Here is a 21,512-nt window from a genome sequence, read left to right as displayed (position 1 = left end):
GGTTGAACACACGATTTTCTATAGACATGCCACCCCTCTGGGGTGAAGAAAGGTGCTGAAAAGGGTTCTTCAAACATGCGAAACCCATTCGTAGCAACTTGGGTTAATGTAGGAGGTGGTTGCAGTGCGAAGCATCTCAACGGAAAATGAAAAAACATGCGAACTCTTTGAAGCACTGAAGCTGCTATCGCCGGGAACTTATCTCAGGGAAGGTATTGATTATATCATCCAAAGTAAGACCGGTGGACTTATCGTCTTGGGTGATACGCCAGAGATTCTGGATTTGACAGAAGGCGGATTTCGGATTAATTGCCCATATACACCGACAAACTTATATGAGTTGTCGAAGATGGATGGCGCGATTATTCTTTCCGAAGATATAAAACGCATCGTGCGTGCGAATGTAACGTTGAGAACCAGCCCGACGATTCCGTCTAATGAAACGGGGCTCCGCCACCGGACAGCGGATAAATTCGCGAGAGAGTCTGAACATAGTGTCCTTGCCGTATCACGAAGTCGCAATACACTCACCCTTTATCTCAAAGATCAGCACTATATTTTCCGAGAACGTCCTACACTGCTTTCCGGTGCGAATCAAACGATGCTCGTGCTGACCCAGCATCTCAAAGCACTGCAAAATGCCGTTGCTATCCTGAATTGGAGTGAACTCAGTGGGAATGTCACCTTAGCGGATGTCGTTTCCGCTATCCAATTGTGTGAACGTGTTCGCCGCGCTGAGCAGGAATTGGACCGTTACAGGATTGAGTTAGGCACACAAGCGCAATCTCTACAGTATGTTATTCCCGAACTCACAACTGAAATTGAGAGTGGACTTCTGATTATAAAAGATTACTATCATGAGAGTTTACGCGACGCGTCTGAAGCATTTGAAGCAATTTCGGGGCTTGATACACACAGCCTCGCTGACCAGAGTAACATTAGTGAAGCTTTAGGGTATTCGCGTGATGTGCGTAACACTTTCGAGGTGCTTGAACCGCGCGGGTATCGAATGCTCAGTCGGGTCCCTCGCATTCCCTTCAGTATTATTGAAAATATCGTTCATAAATTTAAGACATTGGATCAGGTGAACACAGCCGCTGTGAGTGAACTCCAAGTGGTTGATGGGGTTGGTAAGGCACGGGCATCTACAATCAAGAACGCGCTCGCGCATATGAAATCCACATCTGTCCAACCTGAAGCTTTGGTTTTGTCTGTATTTGACGCATGAGAAGACAGGCTTATTATCAAAGAGTAGTTGTTTTTTAGAAACTAAGGGTGAGTTGAAAGCACATCGCGCACCTCAATTTTTGCGGGTCGCAGTGCTTCTGTTTAGAAATTTCGGAAGAAAGGTCATCAGATCTCTCTTCTTCCCGGTATTACAGCGATGCTATGTAATCAAAAGGAAAATGGCAATTGAACCATCTACGTAAAAAAATAAGTAAAAGGAGTTACAAAATGAAACGGTTCATCGCTTTAGCACGGAGAAGGAACGTCGCACCCAGTCGGATTTTATTCATTGGGATGTTCCTCGTTTTGTTGGGTTTAGTAGGATGTGGCGGAAAACTTGGAAAAATAGAAACGTCAACAGTTGATACCGTAATAGCGGACGCTGAGATGGCTATTGCAGCGGCACTGGAGGCTGACGCACCCACACTCGCTTCTGATTTATTTCAATCCGCGGAAGCTAATCTTGAGGCAGCGAAAACGGCACTCGATGAGAAAAACGGTAACGATGCGCTCCGCCTCGCGTATCAAGCGATAGCTGATGCCACACTTGCTCGAATGAATTCCGTTAATATCACTAAAAACTCGGAATTGAATGCATCTATACTTCAGAGTGAGGCGGAGGTAGAGACACTCCGCGAGGCTGTTAACAGAAAAAAGGAAGAACTTACAGGGCTTCAATCCCAAATGCAAGACATTCAGAGTGCTGAGAAGCAATTGAAACAGACCGTTCGCGACCTCCAGAAAGAGAATCGTGAGCTCGGCGATACACGGGCAGCATACGGGGAACAAGTGGCACAACTCTCTGAAACTTTAGGGGAGATTCAGGGACGTGCTCGCAGGGCGGAAACCGAGATTCGCAATTACGGTAGGGAGGTTGCAGAACTCCGCAGAAAACTTGAAGTTGCTGACAGAATGGTGAAGGAGGAAGGGTATCAGAAACGGACAGTTATCGCTGAGATAGATTCCCTTAAGAGACAACTCCGCGAACAGGCGCAAATCTATACCGAAAAACTCGCAGAAGCCAGCCAGCAAAACGCGGGAGCAAAGCATACGGAATATCTCAAACAGAAAGCACAAGAGGCGCGGGCGTATGTTGCCAGTCAGCCTCAGCTTCATCCCGCGAAGACGGGCCGAATTTCCCTCTCTTCAGAACAGATTACAACTGGTAAGATGGCACTTCGTAATTGGGAGCGTGCATGGCATGCAAACAACCTTAATGGACATCTTGCCTACTATGAACCTAATATTATTGCCGACAAAGTCGTGATTCGCGAGAGTAAAGAACATCGAAGTAAAATCGATCTCCAGCAACTCGAAGCAGATCTTCACCAGATGAGTACCCACGCGTGGAACAAAGCGAAGGCTGATACCGAGGTCGAGGGAGAAAGTGTTATCGGTATCCATCGACTGACGCGGTTGTCGACGCCAGCAGCAGACGAAAACGCTACGGAACTCTACAATATTTGGATTCGCGAAGTCTGGATGCATCAGGTTGGCAACGACTGGAGAATTCATCACGAAATCTGGCAAGTTTATGAGAATGTACCAAATTTTTAATTATTTAATTATGGACACTTGGGCTACAGACTGCAGACAAATTCTATCTCACGACAGAAAATACCCAGCAGTGTAAAATGTATGTAGGTTCTGTCTCACGGCAGAAAATACAATGCCCCTCCTTGCTCCAGCGGAGCAAAATGTCTGTAGAAGCGGAGGTTAAATTGTGAACGACGCACAGAACCAGCAAAACAACCAAAAGAAATTCACTATACCCCGGAACCTGCTGTGGGGTGGTGCGATTACAGCAATCGTCATCACTTTTGTTCTCTTTCTTGTGATCTTCATGAGTTCCAGTGAGACCCCTACAGCCTTTTTGGTGAAATGGAAAAGTGCACTCGAATCTGGCGACCCGCAAAAGTATGAAACCCTCTGGGTGAAAAGTGCGCGTCAACGCCCCGATACGGGGTATCAGAGTACTGTGAGGCTCCTGAGGGATAACGTAAGTTTTGAAGTTGACCTCGGCGGTGCCAGTCAACCGTATCGAGTACCTCGGTATACGAACCGTTTCCGGATTGAAGGGATTCCTCTCACGGCTTATTATCCGGGCGAAGCGCAGCAGCAGTTGCGGAATCTCGTTATTGAAAAGAAAGGTATTATTCAACAGCGGTGGAAAATAGTTCAGGAGGAGGCCGTCGGCAGTGAATTCGCGCCTATTGTGTCAACGCCTGGTCCTACGCAAAAACCCGAGATTACAGAACAACCTAATAGTCCGGTGGTCCCGCTCGTGATGGCTTGGAAGACTGCCTTAGAGGTTCAGAATTTAAAGGCGTATACTGACTTATGGGATAAATCCTCTCGGAAAAAACGCGCTTCAAGTTTTGCCCGTGCCAAGGACCTGATGTCGCAAACCCATATTGTCGATCTCGCTGGAGCCACCTATACTGCTGTTCCACGTCCCAAGAACCGTCACATCGTTGACAACATTCAGGTAACCTTGCAAAATGGCGGTGATGTCATTGAGAGCCATACCCGCACACTCACAATTGAGAAAAAAGGGTTTTTCAGACGAAAATGGAAAATCATGAACGATCAAATCAATGTGGTATCTGATGCGATCGCACTCGCGCCGGATGTCCCGGCGGTTGACACTGTTTCTGGAGAGGAATCCGGGGGCACTTTCGATGGAAACGCACCATTGGATACACACCTCAAAGTGAGACAAGTGTTAGGGAAATGGCAAGCAGCATGGGAAGAAAAGGACCTGAGTACCTATATGTCTATCTATTCGGATGAAGCACAAATTACTCGCGTGAGCGTCAGGGACGGAAGGGAAACTTCGGTTTATCTTACAAAAGGACAACTCCGCTCCAAGATGAAGAGACTTAACACGATGTATGCTGACATCCAGGTTTCTATCTCGAATTTACAGGTTAATGGAGATCGGGCAGTGGCAGATGTCCAGTTTCTACAAAAATTCACTGGGACCCCAGCGAGTGGGAGTCGACCTGCTTACTCCGATTACGGCACCAAAAAACTTAATCTCATGGTAGATCCGACCGATGGACACTGGCGTATTTACGCTGAGACGTGGAGTCGGTACGAGGATGTACCGGATTATCCAAAAATGTAACTGAGTGGTTATCGGTGGTCGGTTACAGGAGTGCTTGGTTAAACGAGAACTTCTTAACTAAAACCCAATGACCGACCACCATTCCACCGACTGTCAAGAGCCATATATTCCCAACATGCACACTGAATACAGAACCAAACGCAAAATTGAGTTTGCTGATACCGATATGGCGGGTATCGTCCATTTTACACGATTTTTTGTCTTTATGGAGACGGCGGAACACGAATTCCTCCGGAGTTTAGGGACAAGTGTTGCTACCGAGTGGAACGGAGATAAGATCGGATGGCCCCGACTCGCGGCTTCGTGTGAATACTTGAGCCCACTCCGGTTTGAGGATGAAGTGGATATTCGCCTGCAAGTAATCAAAAAGGGAACGAAATCCCTCACCTACCAATTCCACTTTACACATGAAGGAAAAGACATCGCGCACGGACAGATCACGACAGTTTGTTGTGTAACGAACCCCGATGAGAAACTACGCGCGATTCCTATCCCAGATTTCATTGCGGATCAAATTTTTTAATTATTCCTTGCGGAAAAACAACGTGTGTCTGAACCATCAAGAGCGTTTCTTAAATCTGAAGAAACACCCCGTTGACTCTCACTGCGAGGCAACACGCGCAAATGTAATACAAGGAACGGATTGAGTCTATCTCCAGACTAAATCCAGCGTTGATTCGCAAATACCCCTCCACTTCGTATCGGGCTACGCGCTTTTTGTAAAATCGGAAATACTCACCGTTGCCGAGGGGTGTAACTCCGCTGTTTTATGGGGCACAACCGAGGAGTCATCAATAAAAAAATGCTGAAGGTATCCAATGTATCTAAAGATTTTGGTGCAGTCAAAGTCCTACGGGATATTTCGTTTAGTTTCACGAATAGAGCGTCTGTTGCTATTACGGGTCCATCGGGTTCTGGCAAAAGCACGCTTTTACACATCATCGGCACGTTAGAAAAGCCTTCCGGTGGACAGGTTGAGATTAACAACACCGACCCATTTACGCTCTCTGAACCTGAACTGGCGCGATATCGAAACACTGTCATCGGGTTCGTATTTCAAGATCATCATCTGCTGCCACAATATTCCGTCCTTGAAAACGTACTCATCCCGACACTCGTTTCCGAGGAAAAAACTGACGCGACCCAACGGGCACATGAACTCCTCGAACGAGTTGGTCTCGCGCATCGGGCATGGCATCGACCCGCTGAGCTTTCGGGGGGTGAACGACAACGCGTTGCGATCGCTCGTGCCCTTATCAATCAACCCAGTATTCTTCTCTGCGATGAACCGACCGGAAATTTGGATACTGCTACTTCCGAAACTATCGCTAATTTGCTCTTTGAGTTGCACCGCGTGGAACAGAGTATGCTCATTGTCGTCACACACAACCTTGCACTCGTTTCTCGTTTTCAGCAACACCTGCAGCTTTCAGATGGCACTTTCACCCTCAACGGGGATACCTAACACTCGAAACACCATAAGAGAGGTATCGGTTATCCGATAACTTTAACCATCAACTCGTCTTCTACATCTTTCAAAGGCACGAGTTGATGGTTAAAACTATTAAACAGGCTATGCGCAAATTTTCTTGGGGTTCCTTCAAATATTTTTGGCAGATACATCTCATCGTCGCGCTTTGTACGGCTGTGGCGACGGGTGTGCTCGCCGGGGCATTGATTGTCGGAGATTCTGTGCGAGGAAGCCTGCGGAGCATAACAAAGGAACGACTCGGCACAATCCAACATGCCCTCCTTGCTGACCGCTTTTTTCCCCCAGACGTTCTGGATCGACAGAACACAGTTTCAACAATCTTACTGAATGGAACAATCGTTGCACCGCAAACGCAGACGCGAGCATCAAGAGTGAACATCCTCGGTGTCCAAGAGCGTTTCTTCGCATTTTGGAAAGAAGATGCCGCGCCAAGCTTGAAAAAAACAGATGGACAAACCTTCAATGCCATTATCATCAACGAGGCACTACAGAACGAATTGAACGCCGAAGTCGGCGACACACTTCTCGTGAATGTTCCGCAATCCGCTGACATCCACCCAGAATTCCTTCTCGGCGAACGCGATGCATCCGAGGCTATCCAAAGCCTACGTTTGGTTATCAGTGAGATTGTGCCAACAGAGAGTGCTGGAAGATTTAGTCTTCGCGCCCATCAAAGTCTTCCGTTGAACGCTTTCATCGCACTTCCAGTTTTACAAAGCGTGCTCGGACAAGGGGATAGAGTAAACGCCCTATTTACGGCGGAAACAGTTCCAATTTCGTCTGATGATCTCACATTAGGTATGGATGCCCTCGACTTGGAGATTCGAGGGCACGATGCTCACTTTGATCTCCAAAGTCAGCAGTATCTCCTTAAACCGATCTTTTCTGATCTCGCGCTAACAATCGCGGCTGAAAATGGAATCCCAACGCTTCCGACGCTCACCTATCTCGCGAATACGATTACCGCTAATGGCAGAACCGTTCCATATTCGACAATCGTCGCACTCTCTACCGATAAGGGCGAGTTTTCTGACCTTCTTAACAAACACGCTGTTACAGTGGAATCGAAAATCGTAGCGGGAATGGAGGGTGACTTGAGCACAGAAGACTCTCAAACTTCAGATGTTGTTGTTTCTCCGCAAGGGAAATTAGAGAATCCTGAAATTATCCTCAATACATGGACGGCGACTGAGCTTGACGTAGAAGTCGGGGAGGAGATCAGCGTCACATACTATCGCGTTGGTGCTGGAGAAGAATACATCACGGAAACCGCGCTGTTCCGTCTGAAAGGGATTTTACCGATTGAAGGTATCACCGCCGATAGAGACCTCATCCCTACTTTTCCGGGAATCCACGATACCGCTGATATGTCTGAGTGGGAATCCCCATTTCCGATTGATTACTCACTTATTCGCAGTAAAGACGAAGCGTATTGGGATGAATACGGCGCAACACCGAAAGCGTTCATTTCACTCGAAACGGGTAAGCAACTGTGGAAAAACCGGTTCGGTGACCTCACTGCGATTCGGTTGGGTGTCGCGCCAAACGCAGATCTTCAAGCAACACGGACGCTGTTTGAAACCGAATTCCTCAGAAAGATTCAACCCGAACAGATTGGATTCCGATTCATGGCTCCTCAATCTGATGGGCTCCAAGCCTCCACCGGTGCAACAGATTTCGGGATGCTCTTTAGCAGTCTGAGTGCCTTTATCATAATTGCTGTCGCCCTGTTGGTGGGGATGCTTTTCCGTATCGGTGTAGAGCAAAGATCGCGTGAGATCGGTATATTACAAGCGATTGGCTATCCGCTCACTAAAATCCGTCGCCGATTCCTTTATGAAGGTGTCACCATCTCCAGTATGGGGAGTCTGTGCGGTTGTCTGCTCGCGATCGGGTATGCGCAATTGATGATATATGGGTTGCAAACGTGGTGGCTCCCTGCTATCGGGACCCCGTTTATGGAACTCCACGTCAGTATATGGAGTCTGCTGATAGGAGCAATTATCTCACTATCTGTTGTGATGCTCTCCATCCGCTTGACTGTCCACAAGTTGGGTAGAACTGCTACTGTTTCGCTCCTTGCAGGTAAAACCGATTTTGTTGATGCGACTGCAACTGACAAATATAGAACGAAGAAGATGAAATTCCTTCGGTGGTTGGTCGCTGCGATTGGGGTCGGAATAGGTATATGGGTAGAGCAGCCTGTCGTGAGTCTACTGTTTGTCGCACTGCTCATTATTGGTATAGGGGCAGAGGTGTTCGATAAATGGCTGAAATCTCAGAATGTGCCGAAACAGTTGAACAGAATGCGGTTCGCCATCAGAAACGCCGCACGACAACCCGGACGGAGCAAGACTTGTGTTGCCACAATCAGTATCGCCTGCTGTATCATCGTCGCTGTTGGCGCAAATCGGCACGATGCCCCACCAGAGACAGAATATGCCTTTGTCGCTGAGTCTGCGCTTCCGTTACACCATAACCTAAATACACCGGATGGTAGGTTTGAACTCGGTTTTTCCGATAAAGCCTCTGAACTACTGAGCGCGTCGGAGGTGATTCCGTTTCGTGTCCTACCGGGTGAAGATGTCAGTTGCCTGAATCTCTACCAGCCCCAGAAACCCCAAATTTTAGGAGCTCCTGATGCGATGTTAGGGAAAGCACCTTGGGTCAATTTGTATCTGACACCTACTGAAAGCGATAAAGTTCCTGCGATTGGCGATGAAAAGTCGCTCCGTTGGATCTTGCACCACAACCCCGATGACGATTTTATTGTCCAAGATGAATTTGGCAAGCCGCTCCGTCTCGAACTTGAGACGGTTGTGAATAGTCTTTTCCAAAGCCAGTTGATTATTTCTGAGTCCAATTTCACGAAATATTTCCCCAGCCAAAGCGGATACCAGTTTTTTCTCATCAAAACGCCGCCTGATTTGCGAGAGGAGACAGCGCAAATCTTAGAGAAAACATTAGGCGACTACGGTTTTGACCTTGTGTCTGCATCGGCGCGTTTGGCGAGTTATCGAGCGGTTGAAAATACCTATATCTCCACTTTTCAAAGTCTCGGTGGTTTAGGAGTCCTACTCGGCACCTTCGGGTTAGCACTGGTCCTTTTCAGAAATATCATCGAACGTCGCGGGGAATTAGCGACCCTGCGCGCCTTCGGTTTCGGACGGCGGTTACTCTCACGGATGCTTTTCCTTGAGAGTAGTTTCCTGCTCGTTATTGGAATGTTTATCGGTATTGTCGCTGGACTTGCCTCGATTTTCGCTTCGCAGGGACACCTCCCCTCCTTTCCATGGTTTTCCCTCACAATTACCTTGCTTTTCATCTTCGGTTTTGGTATAATTGCAAATGCTATTGCCGTTGCTGTGGCACTCCGAAGTCCGCTCTTGACAACGCTCAAATCCGATTTTTAATTTTACCTTGCGGAGAAGTAAAGATGTTTGAGATTTCAGGGTTCCTGTGTTAGAGCCGCTCTCCATTTCATTTTTTAATTTTACCTTGCGGAGGAATAACGGTGTTTGGGCTTTCAAGATTTCTGTGTTAGAGCCGCCCTCCATTTCATTACGGACTACATGCTTTGGTTCATAATTTTACCTTATGGAGAAGTAAAGGTAAAATTAAAAAAGGGAAACGTAAGATGCATTCTATTCAGGTCAAAACGACGGTTCACTTCATATATACAGCTTTACTTACCATCTGTTTCCTGATGCTGAGTGGGTGTTCCAGTGATCCCGATCCAAATACGTCGACTGCGTTGAATCACATGGAGTTGGGATGGCGTTCCTACGAATCGGGGAACTATGCACAGGCATTGCTCAGTTTTGAGCGAGCAATTAACTTCGATGAAAATCTGGCGGATGCGCATAACGGCGTCGGATGGAGTCATCTCAGTCTATCTCTAAATCCGCCACTGGCACAGGAAGCCTTCCAGAACGCCGTGCAACTCGATCCATCAAATGCGGACGCATGGGTCGGACTTGCGAATCTGCTATTTTTGCGTCACAAAGATACAAGCGACTTCCGATCCGCTATTCGAGCGATTGATAACGCACTACAGGGTGATGTCCAATACCTTTTTCGGCACGACTATCGTTCCAACGCCGAACTTTATGTGCTTAAGGCGGCGTGCTACTACTATCTCGGTGAAGATGCGTCTGCGACACAAGAAGTAGACAAGGCGCTCCAAATTGAAACGACAAATCGGACAGCCATCGTGCTGCGAGATCTACTCAAAGAATAAAGAGTTGTCAGTTAGGTTATCATTTAAAAATAAACTTGGTAAGCCAGATCCCTCTTTAGCTGATAACCGATAACTGGCAACTGATCACTTTTTAAATACAGGAGAAACACAATATGTCTCAGAACGTTATAACGTCTACAGATTTAACAAATTATACACCTCTCCACCGTGGGAAAGTCCGAGATCTATATGACCTTGGTGACGAACTTCTTATCATTTCCACGGATCGGATTTCCGCCTTTGATGTTGTGCTGCCGAACGGCATTCCAGATAAAGGGAAGGTCTTAACCGGTTTATCCAAGTTCTGGTTCAAGTACACCGAATCCGTCGCTGACAATCATCTCATTTCAACGGAAGTCGAAGCGTATCCCGATGCTCTACAACCCGATGCAGAACTTCTAAAAGGACGCTCTATGCTCGTCCATAAAGCCGATCGGGTTGATGTTGAGTGTGTCGTGCGCGGTTACCTCGCCGGTTCCGGTTGGTCCTCCTATCAGAAGACGGGAGAAATCTGTGGTCAGAAACTACCGGACGGACTCCAAGAATCTGACCGACTTCCAGAACTCCTGTTCACGCCAACGACCAAAGCCGAACAGGGCGAACATGACGAACCGATTTCCATTGAGGAGATGCGGAACGAAGTCGGTAGCGAACTGACGGATCAGTTGATTGAAATCAGTTTTGCACTTTTCAGAGCCGCCAGTGAACACGCCGAAAATGCTGGAATTATCCTCTGCGATACCAAGTTTGAATTCGGGCAACGCGATGGAAAACTCATCGTTATTGATGAAGTCTTCACGCCGGACTCTTCCCGGTTCTGGCCCGCGGATCTCTATGAACCCGGTAAACCGCAGCAGAGTTTTGATAAGCAGTTCGTGAGAGACTACCTCTCCGAAATCGGCTGGAACAAACAACCGCCTGCGCCTGAACTGCCGGAGACTGTTATCTCCAAAACAAGCGAGAAATACCGCGAGGCATATCGCCTCATTGTTGGTGCGGAACTGTAGTACACAGGAGAGATAGCAGATGGCAGGTCCACTCGATGGAATGAAGGTTTTGGATTTAACCCGAGTTCTTGCAGGTCCGTATGCAACGATGCTCCTTGGTGACCTCGGAGCAGAAGTCATCAAGATTGAGCAGCCCGGCACAGGAGACGAATCCCGAAATTTCGGTCCCTTCAAAAACGGGTTCAGCCTCTATTTCATGAGCGTAAATCGTGGAAAGCAGAGCGTGACGCTCAACCTTAAAACCGAGCGTGGACAGGCGATATTTAAGCAGTTATTGAAGCAGACCGATATCCTCGTTGAGAACTTCCGTCCGGGGACGATGCAAAAATTGGGGCTGGATTACGATACGCTGAAAGTTGAGCATCCATCGCTTATCTACGCGGCGTGCTCCGGTTTTGGACAGACGGGTCCCTATGCCCAGCAAGGTGCTTATGACATGATTATCCAGGGCATGGGGGGTATCATCAGCATTACGGGAGAACCGGACGGACCGCCCGTGCGTGTCGGTACTTCTATTAGCGACATAACGGCTGCCCTTTTCACGTCAATCGGAGTCCTCTCCGCATTGCACCATCGCAATCGAACGGGGAGTGGACAATTTGTCGATGTTGCGATGTTGGATAGTCTTGTTGCTGTCTTGGAAAACGCTGTTGTCCGTTATTTTGCCACAGGTGAAGCTCCGAAACCACTCGGTGCGAGACATCCAGCGATTACACCCTTTGAAGCGTTTGCTTCTGCGGATGGACACGTTATTATCGCACTCGGAAACGATACCCTTTGGGCAAAGTTCTGCGATCACGTCAATCGTCGGGAACTCATCTCAGATGAACGGTTCCGAACGAATGCTGACCGAACCGAGAACCACGATGCGTTGTTTCCGATTCTCTCAGAGATTATGTCCCAACGCAAGACGGATGACTGGATTGATACGCTGGGTGCGATTGGCGTGCCGTGTGGTCCCATCAATGCGATGGATAAAGTCGTCAGTCATCCACAGGTGCAAGCACGGGAGATGATTACGCGTATTGCGCATGACATCACGGGTGAAGTGGCGGTGCCGGGGGTGCCAATCAAACTTTCGGAAACACCGGGGAGTGTAGATGCTCCCGCCCCGAGTCTCGGTGAACATACGACTGAGATCCTCACTGACTTGTTGAAAATGCATCCAGAAGAGGTAGAACAGCTCAGACAAGACGGCGTTATTTAATTTCTTCGATTCATTCCTGACTGGATTTCGCAGGAACGAGTGGAAGTCGGGAATCGGAGTTCCCTTACAACCAAAACTGTAACTTGCAACAACGGTGCAAGCGGATATACAGGGGAGAACGCGCGTCTAAAAACGCACGTTCTTCTTCCGCAAGGTAAATTAAAAAGTCCGCAAGGTAAAATTAAAATGTTATATGGAACTGAATCTTTAACGTCAGACGGCGACCTTGCCGCACAGATGGTCGAGGCTCTTGATGGGTATGTCTCTCGTGCTGTGGCTGATTCTGTTGACGGTCGGGCAGGATTGTGGAATCGCGATTATAGTTCTCACAATGCGTATACCGGATCTGTTGAACCAAATCGCGCGCGGCTTCGGAAGCGGATCGGTTGTCTTGATTCACGGCTACAGATTGAGGAGCTCACCTATAGTGTCACGACAAAAACCTCGGCGCAACTCACAGAAGATGAAAATTACACTGTCTCCCGCGTTCGGTGGCAGGTTTTTGATGAGGTGCAGGGTGAAGGACTTTTGTTGGAACCGAAGCATAACACCCCAATGACTGCACAGATTGTTGCACTGCCCGATGCCGATTGGACACCGGAAATGATAGCAGGGGTAACGGATGAATTACCAGCAAATGCCCAGTTTGCGAGACGTTTGGCGAAAGCCGGATGCCGTGTCGTTGTCCCACTTCTCATTAACCGTGACGATACCTATTCAGGAAATCCAGCCCTCGGTGCGATGACGAATCAACCACACCGCGAATTCATCTATCGGATGGCATTTGAACTCGGAAGACATATCATCGGGTATGAAGTCCAGAAGGTGTTATCGTTAGTGGACTGGATGTCTCTTTCCGATGCTCCGATTGGTGTAATGGGTTACGGTGAAGGTGGATTGATTGCGCTCTACAGTGGGGCAGTCGATACGCGGATTCAGGCGACGGCTGTTAGTGGATATTTCCAATCTCGGCAGGAGGTCTGGCGGGAACCGATCTACCGAAGTGTGTGGGGGCTGCTACACGAATTTGGTGATGCTGAAATTGCGAGTCTGATTGCGCCGCGTCCGTTAGTTATCGAAACAAGTCGAGGACCTGAAGTTCCCGGACCCCCACAGGTGCGTGAGGGACGTGGCGGTGCTGCGCCCGGTCAATTGGTATCACCACCGATCCAGGCAGTAGCGTCAGAGTTTGAACATGCTCGCGATTTTTATCAAATGCTTAACAGCGGTGATGCCCTGCACCTCGTTTCTCCTGTAGATGGATTGCCGGGGTCTGAAGAGACGTTAACCGCTTTGCTGACCGGACTCGGTGTCGAAAACGCACACATTGATAGCCATTACCCTCTCTCCTCAACCGCAGTTGACGATTTTGATTACGATGCACGTCAGCAGCGGCAGTTTATGCAGCTGGTGAATTTATCACAACGTTTTTTGAGGGAAGCAGCAACGCGGCGACAACAGTTCTTCTGGGAGAAAACCGATACCTCTTCGCTGACGCGGTGGGAAGAGACGTGCGTGGATGCCAAAGCCTATTTCTGGGATGAGGTTATCGGTAAGTGTCCACCGCCTGATGTGCCTACGAACCCAAGGACGCGTCTCCTCTATGATGAACCCCTCTGGAAAGGCTACGAAGTTGTCCTTGATGTTTGGCAGGACGTTTTCGCTTACGGCATTTTGCTCCTTCCAAACGATCTCCAGCCGGGTGAAGAACGTCCCGTTGTCGTCTGTCAGCACGGTTTAGAGGGACGACCACAGGATACCGCCGATCCAAGAATAGAATCCGTCTATCACTCCTATGCCGCCCAGTTAGCGGACAGAGGGTTCGTCGTCTACGCCCCACAAAATCCGTATATAGGTCAAGATGCCTTCCGGGTCATTCAACGTAAGGCAAATCCGATAAAATGGTCGCTTTTTTCGTTGATCGTCCGTCAACATGAACGCACACTCGATTGGCTCGCGGAGCAGCCCTTCGTTGATGCAGATCGGATCGGATTTTATGGATTATCTTACGGCGGCAAAACGGCGATGCGTGTGCCTGCGCTGCTTGAACGCTATGCCTGCTCCATCTGTTCCGCGGATTTCAACGAATGGATCGTCAAGAATGCGACCTATCATTCTCGCTACAGTTATATGTTCACAGGCGAGTATGAGATGCCAGAATTCGATTTAGGGAATACCTTCAACTACGGTGAGATGGCGGGATTGATCGCGCCGCGTCCGTTTATGGTGGAACGTGGGCATGACGATGGTGTCGCGCCTGATGAATGGGTTGCACACGAATTCGCTGTCGTGCGTCGGCTTTACGTTCAGTTAGGAATCGCGGATAGGACAGAGATCGAATTCTTTGATGGTGGGCATCAGATTAATTCCGACAAGACGTTCCGGTTCCTGCATCGCCACTTAAATTGGCCCGAACCCCAACAGGTGTAGTCTCTATTGGCAGTCAGCCGTCAGCCATCAGCAGTTAGCAATCGGTTAAGAGGTCTTCCTTAAACCCAAACAGGTAGCCTGCAACATCGGCGCAGGTGGATTTGAGAGAGACAGGTCAAAGTTCCAATCCGCGTTGTTCCTCCACAAGGTAAAATTAAAAAATCCGCAAGGTAAAATTAAAAAATGCTTTACGCAATCACTGTAAGTGCAGGACTCGAAACCATCGCACGCGAGGAGTTATCCGAACGTTTTGGCGATACGGGACATCTGAAAATCCTTGAACGGAAACCGCAGCGAATTCTCTTCCAATATACGGGTAACCCGCGTGAACTCCTATCACTCCGAACAGCCGAACATCTCTTTCTCATTCTAAAGCGGATGCCGAAGATGACCCGTTCACGTAGTTCCTTAACGGCATTTAGCGGTGCGCTCTCACGCTTCAATTTCAAGGAGGCTTTTGAGTGCTGTCGGGAGGTAGGTATCAAAGCACGGAAACGGGTGCCGTTTCGAGTGACAAGTCGGCTTTCAGGAAAACGCAACTTCCGACGCGTTGATCTCCAGCGTGTGGTAGAACGCGCGTTGATAGACCGAGGATGGTATGCGGGGTCGTCAAAATCGGCTTTAGATATTTGGGCAGAGGTACATGGAGACGATGGCTACATCAGCCTCAAACTTTCCCCAAACGATATGGCGCAACGTCCGTATAAACAGGCGCATATTCCTGCATCCCTCAAACCGACTTTGGCATACAGTATGGTTCGCCTCTCACGACCGCATCCAGAGGATGTCTTTTTGGACGCGATGTGCGGTGCCGGGACTATCCTCTTGGAACGTGCGTTTATCAAGCGGTATCGCTACTTGATTGGCGGAGATGTCTCTATCGACGCTTTAGACGCGACTGTGTCGAATTTCGGGAGGAAACATCAGCCGCGCCAATTCTTTCACTGGGATGCCCAAAATTTGCCGTTAGGGTCGAACACTGTTGATAAAATCGTTTGTAACCTTCCGTTCGGGGAGACAGTCGGAAACGTGTCGCAGCTTGCGGATCTATATCACCACTGTCTTAGGGAGTACGAACGCGTCCTGAGACCGAGGGGGCGGATGGTGCTACTCACTTCTCAAGACACGCTGCTTGATGATGAACTGAAGCGGCGGCGTTCTCTCAGGGTTACCCAAAAAATAACAGTGGATGTGCGCGGGATGCGGGCACGGATATCTGTTATCCGTCCGAAAACAAGGTAAGCGCGGTTTGAAACCTGAAAACCTAACATTGATTTTCTAATATTGCTTAAATCTCCGGGACTCTTACAGCGACCTCTTTACCCGCGGCGTGTGATCGGAAGATACCATCCATAATCACGTTCGTCAGGAGAACACCCTCTGGTGGAATTGGAGAAGGAGCGTCCGCTTTGACGGCTTCTCGGAATGCTATCATCTGTGCTGCCCAGTTATCTTCCTGTGGAAATCCTGAAAACCGGATCGTTGTCATTCCTTCCGGTGGGTCGGGTTCCGCTGTTAATCCCTCTGCTTCTACAAATTTCTTGAGATCACCGGCATACGCATCGGCATAAACAATCGGTCCACCCAACGAAAACCCCGCTTTCGTCCCAAGATGGAAGTTGCCACCGAGTGAATCCTGATGCACTGCCCAAGAAATTTTGAATACCATCACACCACCATTTTCAAAGCGCACCCACGCCGCACCGAATTCTTCAACATCCATGATACCACGGAACCTCGGATCTTGCATTGAGATATAATCCTCTGTGATAGCGGAAACCCGCACCGGTTTCGGATACCCCATCGCATACAGAGAAGCGTGCATATTGTAGACACCGATATCGACGGTTGCCCCCGCCCCCGCTGTTTTCTTGTAAATGAACGTATGCCCCGGGTTTCCGCGGCGTCTGCACCCCGCAGATTCGGAATAATAGATGTCGCCGAATAATCCCGCATCAAACGCCTTTCTTAGGAATTGGAGTCTCGGGCTAAACGTTGGATTGAGACCGATTTGTAAGATTTTGCCTGATGCCTTTGCTGCGCGGGTCATCGCGGTCGCATCTGGAAGCGTCGCTGCCATGGGTTTTTCACAGAGGACGTGTTTACCGGCGTTCAATGCCGCGACTGTGGGGCGACGGTGTCCCTGATTGTAAGTGCAGACACTCACTGCATCGAGCTCGTCCATTTCGAGCATCTTGTTGTAACTGGAGAATGCGTTCTTTTTCGGGACACCCCACTCTTCAGCGGCTTGGTTCGCCTTACTTTTAATGATGTCGCACACGGCGATAATCTCGAAACCGCCGACTTTCTCATAAGTGCTCTGGTGGGCACGTGAAATGCCACCTGTTCCAATAATACCGACTCGGACAGTCATATTGTCTCTCCTCATAATAAATTCGCCAAATCAGACTTAAATCTCCGGGACTCTCACTGCTACCTCTTTACCCGATTCATGTGATCGGAAGATACCGTCCATAATCACGTTTGTGAGCAGCACACCCTCTGGTGGAATCGGAGAAGGAGCATCCGCTAAGACGGCTTCTCGGAACGCGGTCATCTGTGCATCCCAGACATCAACCTCTGGGAATCCTGAGAAACTTATCGTGGTCATACCCTCTGGTGGGTTCGGAACTGCTGTCAAGCCTTCCGATTCCACCAGTTTCTTGAGATCGTCTGTATATGCATCGGCATAGACAACAGGTCCATCTAAGGAGATGCCCATTTCTTTACCGAGACAGAAACTCGGACCGAGTGAATCCTGATGGATTGCCCACGAGATTTTGAAGACCATCACGCCGCCATCTTCAAATCGCACCCATGCGACCCCGAACTCTTCGACATCCATGATACCTCGGAATTGTGGGTCTTGCTGCGAGATGTAATCCTCAGTGATTGCGGAGACTCGAACGGGTTTTGGGTACCCCATCGCATACAGCGAATTGTGCATGTTATAGACCCCGATGTCTACAATCGCACCCGCACCTGCGGTCTTTTTATAGATGAACGTGCGCGCGGGATTCCCGCGTCGTCTGCCTCCCGAGGACTCGGAATAGTAAATATCGCCGAGCAATCCTTCGTCGATAACCTTCTTCGCGAATTGGAGTCTCGGATTAAATGTGCTATGGAGACCAATCTGCAAAATTTTGCCTGACGCTTTCGCTGCGCGGGTCATCGCGGTCGCATCGGGGAGCGTTGCCGCCATCGGTTTTTCACAGAAGACATGTTTACCAGCGTTGAGTGCCGCAACCGTCGGACGCCGGTGCCCTTGGTTGTAGGTACAAACGCTTACGGTATCGATCTCATCCATTTCGAGCATCTTGTTATAACTTGAAAAAACGTACTTTTTCGGGACACCCCACTGTTCGGCGGCTTCATTTGCCTTACTTTTGATGATGTCGCACACGGCGACGATCTCGAAGCCGCCGACCCTCGTGTAAGCCCGCTGGTGTGCCCGTGAAATACCGCCTGTGCCAACAATACCGACTCGGATAGTCATATTCTGTTCTCCTCATAAGCAGAATTGATGTATGAGTTTAGACGAAATCGGTTTGCAATGCAAGGGAAAAAGTATGTCTATCCTTAGAACACCAGAATTAGAGGAAATTTCTTGTGTTTTCAAACAAAATACCATACACTTGTCTAAAGTTTGTAAGTGGTAATTTGGGTGAAATTAGGTGATGAAGGTTGACAACACTAAATCCGATCTGAAATTGTAGACGAGGAGGACAGGAGAATGAAAAGGTTATTTTGTTGTGCCTGTGTGCTGGCTCTAATTTTCGCGGGTTATGCGTTTGGACAGGATGTCGCTGTTTTTTATGACGCAGCCGTTGAAAATGGGGGTGGCTTGGCAGTGCCAAACCCGAAGCAGTTAGCAGAAATGATGGTGGAGGAATTGGAAGCCAAAAAGTTAACTGCTGAAATTGTGGATAGTGACGAGTTGGTTGCGTATATGAAGGCGAACCCAGAAGGTATCTATATCATCACACAAGGAAATACGCCCGGGACGATATTTAAGAACGAAGGTAAGAAAGACCTTGTCTATACATGGCTCAGAGAAGGTGGGATCGGTGGATTCATTGGTGATTACGCCTTCTACTATTATTGGGATAAAGGAGCGCGCGTTACGGCTGCCGGTGCTGGACAGCGAAGTGTGTTTGGAGCCACAGTTACCAATGGCACAGTCTCAGCAGTTAGCCCGACGGATCTGGGTAAGGAGTATATACCTTCTCTGAAAAAATGGAGTTCCAATCGAGCATCGGGGCTTGCTGTTTTGAAGGGGAACGATTTTGAGTACGAGAGTTACGCCGACGATGGGGTAAACGCGGATCCAATTGCTTACCGATCAGAAGACATGAAGGGATGGTTCATTAATTTCCATACCTCATGTTGCGGAACAGCGATACCCCCAAATGATCAGATTGCTACAGAGTATGCTGAGCTCATTTCAAACCGTTTTGCGACCGCAAAAGCAGTGGATCCGAGCGGTAAAGTGAGCGTTGTCTGGGGACGACTCAAAAAGTCGCTGCAGTAACACTATTATTTCGTCATTGGAACTCTTGTGAACCCGTAGCCTCCACCCCTATGTTGAGGCTACACTCAATTAGACGGATGCGGTATTCAAGTATCATTCGATGAAAATGTCAATTTTTTGTTTGACAAATTTCTAAAAAAAATGTAAAATGCGTGCAAATTGTAGACATTGCTCACAATGTCTATGTTTTACACTACTATAGGAGGATCTCTAAATGAGATTTTTTATGATTGTTGCTGGCGTGCTATGCGCCGCGACCCTCGCGCTCTGGGCACCCACAGCCGATGCCGCGAATAAAGTAGATATATTTATCTACACGGACACGGTGCAGTGGATTGGTCAGGCAAAGGCACAAGAGGAAGCCGAAATACTGGCAAAGCACCTGGACGGTGCTGACGGCATCGGTGAACTGATACTCCACGGTCCAGCAAAACAGGTCGAAGCCTGGACGAAAAAACACACCGTGGAGAAGGGACATCACCTCATTGTCATGTTCGGTGATGTACCGCCCGAAATTTACGATGCCGGTAAAGATGCAAAGAAAGAAACTGTTGCTGAAGAATATCTTGATGCAGGGAACAGTTTCTCAAACAGTGCCGATTATTTCTTCTGGGGACAAGGTGGTAGAAACGAAGAAGGCGGTATCAAGAATATGATGGATATCCCAGACATGGTTCAATGGGATGATGATACGCCGATGGAAGTCACAAAGGAAGGGAAAGAACTGACCCCAACGCTTGACGATTATGCGACAGACCGTCCGTTCCACGTTGATAAGCTTAAAAATGATTGGGAATTGGAAATCGCATTCGCTTCGGATACGGGTAACCAAAAAGCTGACCGCTGCGATCCCTGTATTGTCCGGAATACGAAAACGGATGCACGGCTCATACAAGTCTACCAAACGAACAACGGCGGCGAGCCCATGGGGGATGTCATCGCTGAAATCATTCTCAACTACTACCTTGAAGCGGTTGGTGCACTTGACGTTGACCCTCAAGATAAACTTCCTGCTTTGTGGGGAGACTTAAAAAGAAGGAGATAATAGTTAATGCGAAATATTTTTCTTGCGCTCACCCTTATTGCGTTAATGGCACTGCCTTTGGCACACGTGTTTGCTGCCGGTGATGTCGTTATCTATACCGGCATCACGCAATGGATTAGTAAGGCAGCGGCTGACGAACAGGCAGAGATTTGTGTCGGTATGCTCGAGGATGCGGATATTGCTGTCACATGGTATGATAGCGATGGCCAAGCCGGAGACTTAGCCGATTGGATGGAAAGTGTCACCGGCGACGATGGCTTGGATATCTGTGTCCTCTACGGTGATTTCCCACCTGAAATTTATCCGGAAGGTAATACACAGACAGATGGCTCTATCGCCGAAACCTTCATCGAAACCACCGATGGCGATGTTTTTATTAACCACGCCGATTATATGTTCTGGGGCTTAGCTGGCAGAAATGAAGAGGGTGGTTTGAAAAACATGATGGATATCGATGACATTGTGATGTGGGACGATGATACTGCTATGACAGTCACGGCTGAAGGCAAAGCCATTGCCCCAAGTTTAACCGACTATGCATCCGACCGTCCCTTCCACGTTGATCAACTCGCTGGCAATTGGGAAGTCGAAGTGTCCCTCGCACAAAACGATGACGGCACCCGTGCGGATCCGATTATCGTTCGCGATGGCAACCTCGGCCGGCTCATTCCAGTGATACAGACCAATGGTGGCGATGAACCGAAAGGTGCTGTCGCGGCTGAAATTATTATTTGGCTTATGTCCACAACACCGGTTGAACCTGCTGGTAAACTCTCCACAACGTGGGGTGACCTAAAAGCAGTTCAGTAGGCGAGATTTTCAATCTCGATATTTTATTGATAGGCGCGTTTCCAATGCGCGCCTATCAATTCGATCCCCAGCCATATAGAAATATCCCTCTATACAATTGAAATGAAATTTAAAGAAGTCAGAATTTTCCGCTGGCGAGGTTTCCTAACTTCATCTCTTGTTCTCTTGATGCTCATGTTATTAGCGCTTGCCTGCCGAGAGAGAGCAAGTGCTCCCCTTGTGGGTCCCCTTCCTATTCAGACGATTACAACCCCTAAAGATGAAGCCGTAATGGTCTATGTCCCCGCTGGCGAATTCCTCATGGGAACCAGTGATGCCGATATTGAATACTATAAAGAAATTTTTCCGCTCCGTAGAATCACCCGATTCGACAATGAACGTCCCCAGCGCACT

Annotated in this window: 17 protein-coding genes; 15 read left to right on the top strand and 2 right to left on the bottom strand. The window is 48.6% G+C overall.

The genetic code is table 11. The annotated features are described in order from the left end of the window. Positions 1-124 precede the first annotated feature (124 nt). From disA to J4G07_02545, 11 genes are all read left to right on the top strand, one after another. Positions 125-1,228: a DNA integrity scanning diadenylate cyclase DisA gene (gene disA, locus J4G07_02595; GenBank protein ID MCE2412868.1), complete on the top strand. Its 1,104-nt coding sequence runs from the start codon at positions 125-127 to the stop codon at positions 1,226-1,228. Between the two features lie 227 nt (positions 1,229-1,455). Further along, positions 1,456-2,784 carry a DUF4398 domain-containing protein gene (locus tag J4G07_02590; GenBank protein MCE2412867.1) on the top strand — a complete coding sequence of 443 codons (1,329 nt, stop codon included), beginning with the start codon at positions 1,456-1,458 and terminating at the stop codon, positions 2,782-2,784. A 166-nt stretch (positions 2,785-2,950) separates the two neighbouring features. Then, a complete protein-coding gene (locus J4G07_02585; protein MCE2412866.1) occupies positions 2,951-4,357 on the top strand; it encodes a hypothetical protein in 1,407 nt (468 codons plus the stop codon). A gap of 115 nt (positions 4,358-4,472) precedes the next feature. Continuing rightward, complete coding sequence (locus J4G07_02580) at positions 4,473-4,880, top strand: acyl-CoA thioesterase (GenBank protein MCE2412865.1); 408 nt, start codon at positions 4,473-4,475, stop codon at positions 4,878-4,880. A 279-nt stretch (positions 4,881-5,159) separates the two neighbouring features. Then, entirely contained in the window at positions 5,160-5,822 is a 663-nt protein-coding gene (locus J4G07_02575) for an ABC transporter ATP-binding protein (GenBank protein MCE2412864.1), read from the top strand. 86 nt (positions 5,823-5,908) lie between these two features. Then, a complete protein-coding gene (locus tag J4G07_02570; protein MCE2412863.1) occupies positions 5,909-9,262 on the top strand; it encodes an ABC transporter permease in 3,354 nt (1,117 codons plus the stop codon). Positions 9,263-9,486: 224 nt separating this feature from the next. Continuing rightward, positions 9,487-10,089, top strand: coding sequence for a tetratricopeptide repeat protein (locus tag J4G07_02565; protein ID MCE2412862.1), 603 nt, complete (start codon positions 9,487-9,489; stop codon positions 10,087-10,089). 113 nt (positions 10,090-10,202) lie between these two features. Beyond that, positions 10,203-11,096, top strand: a complete 894-nt coding sequence (locus J4G07_02560) for a phosphoribosylaminoimidazolesuccinocarboxamide synthase (protein ID MCE2412861.1) — start codon at positions 10,203-10,205, stop codon at positions 11,094-11,096. Between the two features lie 19 nt (positions 11,097-11,115). Further along, positions 11,116-12,303, top strand: coding sequence for a CoA transferase (locus J4G07_02555; GenBank protein MCE2412860.1), 1,188 nt, complete (start codon positions 11,116-11,118; stop codon positions 12,301-12,303). 186 nt (positions 12,304-12,489) lie between these two features. Further along, the gene (locus J4G07_02550) at positions 12,490-14,733 is read left to right on the top strand and encodes a prolyl oligopeptidase family serine peptidase (GenBank protein MCE2412859.1); all 2,244 of its coding nucleotides are present in this window, start codon (positions 12,490-12,492) and stop codon (positions 14,731-14,733) included. A 183-nt stretch (positions 14,734-14,916) separates the two neighbouring features. Next, on the top strand, positions 14,917-15,975 hold the full coding sequence (locus tag J4G07_02545) for an RNA methyltransferase (GenBank protein ID MCE2412858.1): 1,059 nt from the start codon (positions 14,917-14,919) through the stop codon (positions 15,973-15,975). A gap of 46 nt (positions 15,976-16,021) precedes the next feature. On the opposite strand, the gene J4G07_02540 is transcribed toward J4G07_02545, so the two are convergent. Then, a complete protein-coding gene (locus J4G07_02540) occupies positions 16,022-17,107 on the bottom strand; it encodes a Gfo/Idh/MocA family oxidoreductase (protein MCE2412857.1) in 1,086 nt (361 codons plus the stop codon). A 36-nt stretch (positions 17,108-17,143) separates the two neighbouring features. Continuing rightward, complete coding sequence (locus tag J4G07_02535; GenBank protein MCE2412856.1) at positions 17,144-18,229, bottom strand: Gfo/Idh/MocA family oxidoreductase; 1,086 nt, start codon at positions 18,227-18,229, stop codon at positions 17,144-17,146. Between the two features lie 237 nt (positions 18,230-18,466). Between J4G07_02535 and J4G07_02530 the strand changes: the two genes are divergently transcribed. The 4 genes from J4G07_02530 to J4G07_02515 form a co-directional block, all read left to right on the top strand. Continuing rightward, on the top strand, positions 18,467-19,264 hold the full coding sequence (locus J4G07_02530) for a hypothetical protein (protein ID MCE2412855.1): 798 nt from the start codon (positions 18,467-18,469) through the stop codon (positions 19,262-19,264). A gap of 214 nt (positions 19,265-19,478) precedes the next feature. After that, positions 19,479-20,309, top strand: a complete 831-nt coding sequence (locus J4G07_02525; GenBank protein MCE2412854.1) for a hypothetical protein — start codon at positions 19,479-19,481, stop codon at positions 20,307-20,309. A gap of 6 nt (positions 20,310-20,315) precedes the next feature. After that, complete coding sequence (locus J4G07_02520; protein ID MCE2412853.1) at positions 20,316-21,119, top strand: hypothetical protein; 804 nt, start codon at positions 20,316-20,318, stop codon at positions 21,117-21,119. A gap of 174 nt (positions 21,120-21,293) precedes the next feature. Further along, positions 21,294-21,512: hypothetical protein (locus J4G07_02515; GenBank protein ID MCE2412852.1), on the top strand; the 219-nt coding region annotated here is incomplete at its 3' end.

Source organism: Candidatus Poribacteria bacterium (genome assembly GCA_021295715.1).
Lineage (GTDB): Bacteria > Poribacteria > WGA-4E > WGA-4E > WGA-3G > WGA-3G.
The sequence above is the reverse complement of the archived record's forward strand: the minus strand, read 5'-3'. Positions and strand labels throughout refer to the sequence as shown.

Coding starts and splice junctions, on each gene's coding strand:
- J4G07_02570 (MCE2412863.1), top strand. CDS start 5,909: ATGGTTAAAACTATTAAACAGGCTATGCGCAAATTTTCTTGGGGTTCC.
- J4G07_02580 (MCE2412865.1), top strand. CDS start 4,473: ATGCACACTGAATACAGAACCAAACGCAAAATTGAGTTTGCTGATACC.
- J4G07_02565 (MCE2412862.1), top strand. CDS start 9,487: ATGCATTCTATTCAGGTCAAAACGACGGTTCACTTCATATATACAGCT.
- J4G07_02550 (MCE2412859.1), top strand. CDS start 12,490: ATGTTATATGGAACTGAATCTTTAACGTCAGACGGCGACCTTGCCGCA.
- J4G07_02530 (MCE2412855.1), top strand. CDS start 18,467: ATGAAAAGGTTATTTTGTTGTGCCTGTGTGCTGGCTCTAATTTTCGCG.
- J4G07_02535 (MCE2412856.1), bottom strand. CDS start 18,229: ATGACTATCCGAGTCGGTATTGTTGGCACAGGCGGTATTTCACGGGCA.
- J4G07_02525 (MCE2412854.1), top strand. CDS start 19,479: ATGAGATTTTTTATGATTGTTGCTGGCGTGCTATGCGCCGCGACCCTC.
- J4G07_02590 (MCE2412867.1), top strand. CDS start 1,456: ATGAAACGGTTCATCGCTTTAGCACGGAGAAGGAACGTCGCACCCAGT.
- J4G07_02520 (MCE2412853.1), top strand. CDS start 20,316: ATGCGAAATATTTTTCTTGCGCTCACCCTTATTGCGTTAATGGCACTG.
- J4G07_02540 (MCE2412857.1), bottom strand. CDS start 17,107: ATGACTGTCCGAGTCGGTATTATTGGAACAGGTGGCATTTCACGTGCC.
- J4G07_02575 (MCE2412864.1), top strand. CDS start 5,160: ATGCTGAAGGTATCCAATGTATCTAAAGATTTTGGTGCAGTCAAAGTC.
- J4G07_02560 (MCE2412861.1), top strand. CDS start 10,203: ATGTCTCAGAACGTTATAACGTCTACAGATTTAACAAATTATACACCT.
- J4G07_02545 (MCE2412858.1), top strand. CDS start 14,917: ATGCTTTACGCAATCACTGTAAGTGCAGGACTCGAAACCATCGCACGC.
- J4G07_02555 (MCE2412860.1), top strand. CDS start 11,116: ATGGCAGGTCCACTCGATGGAATGAAGGTTTTGGATTTAACCCGAGTT.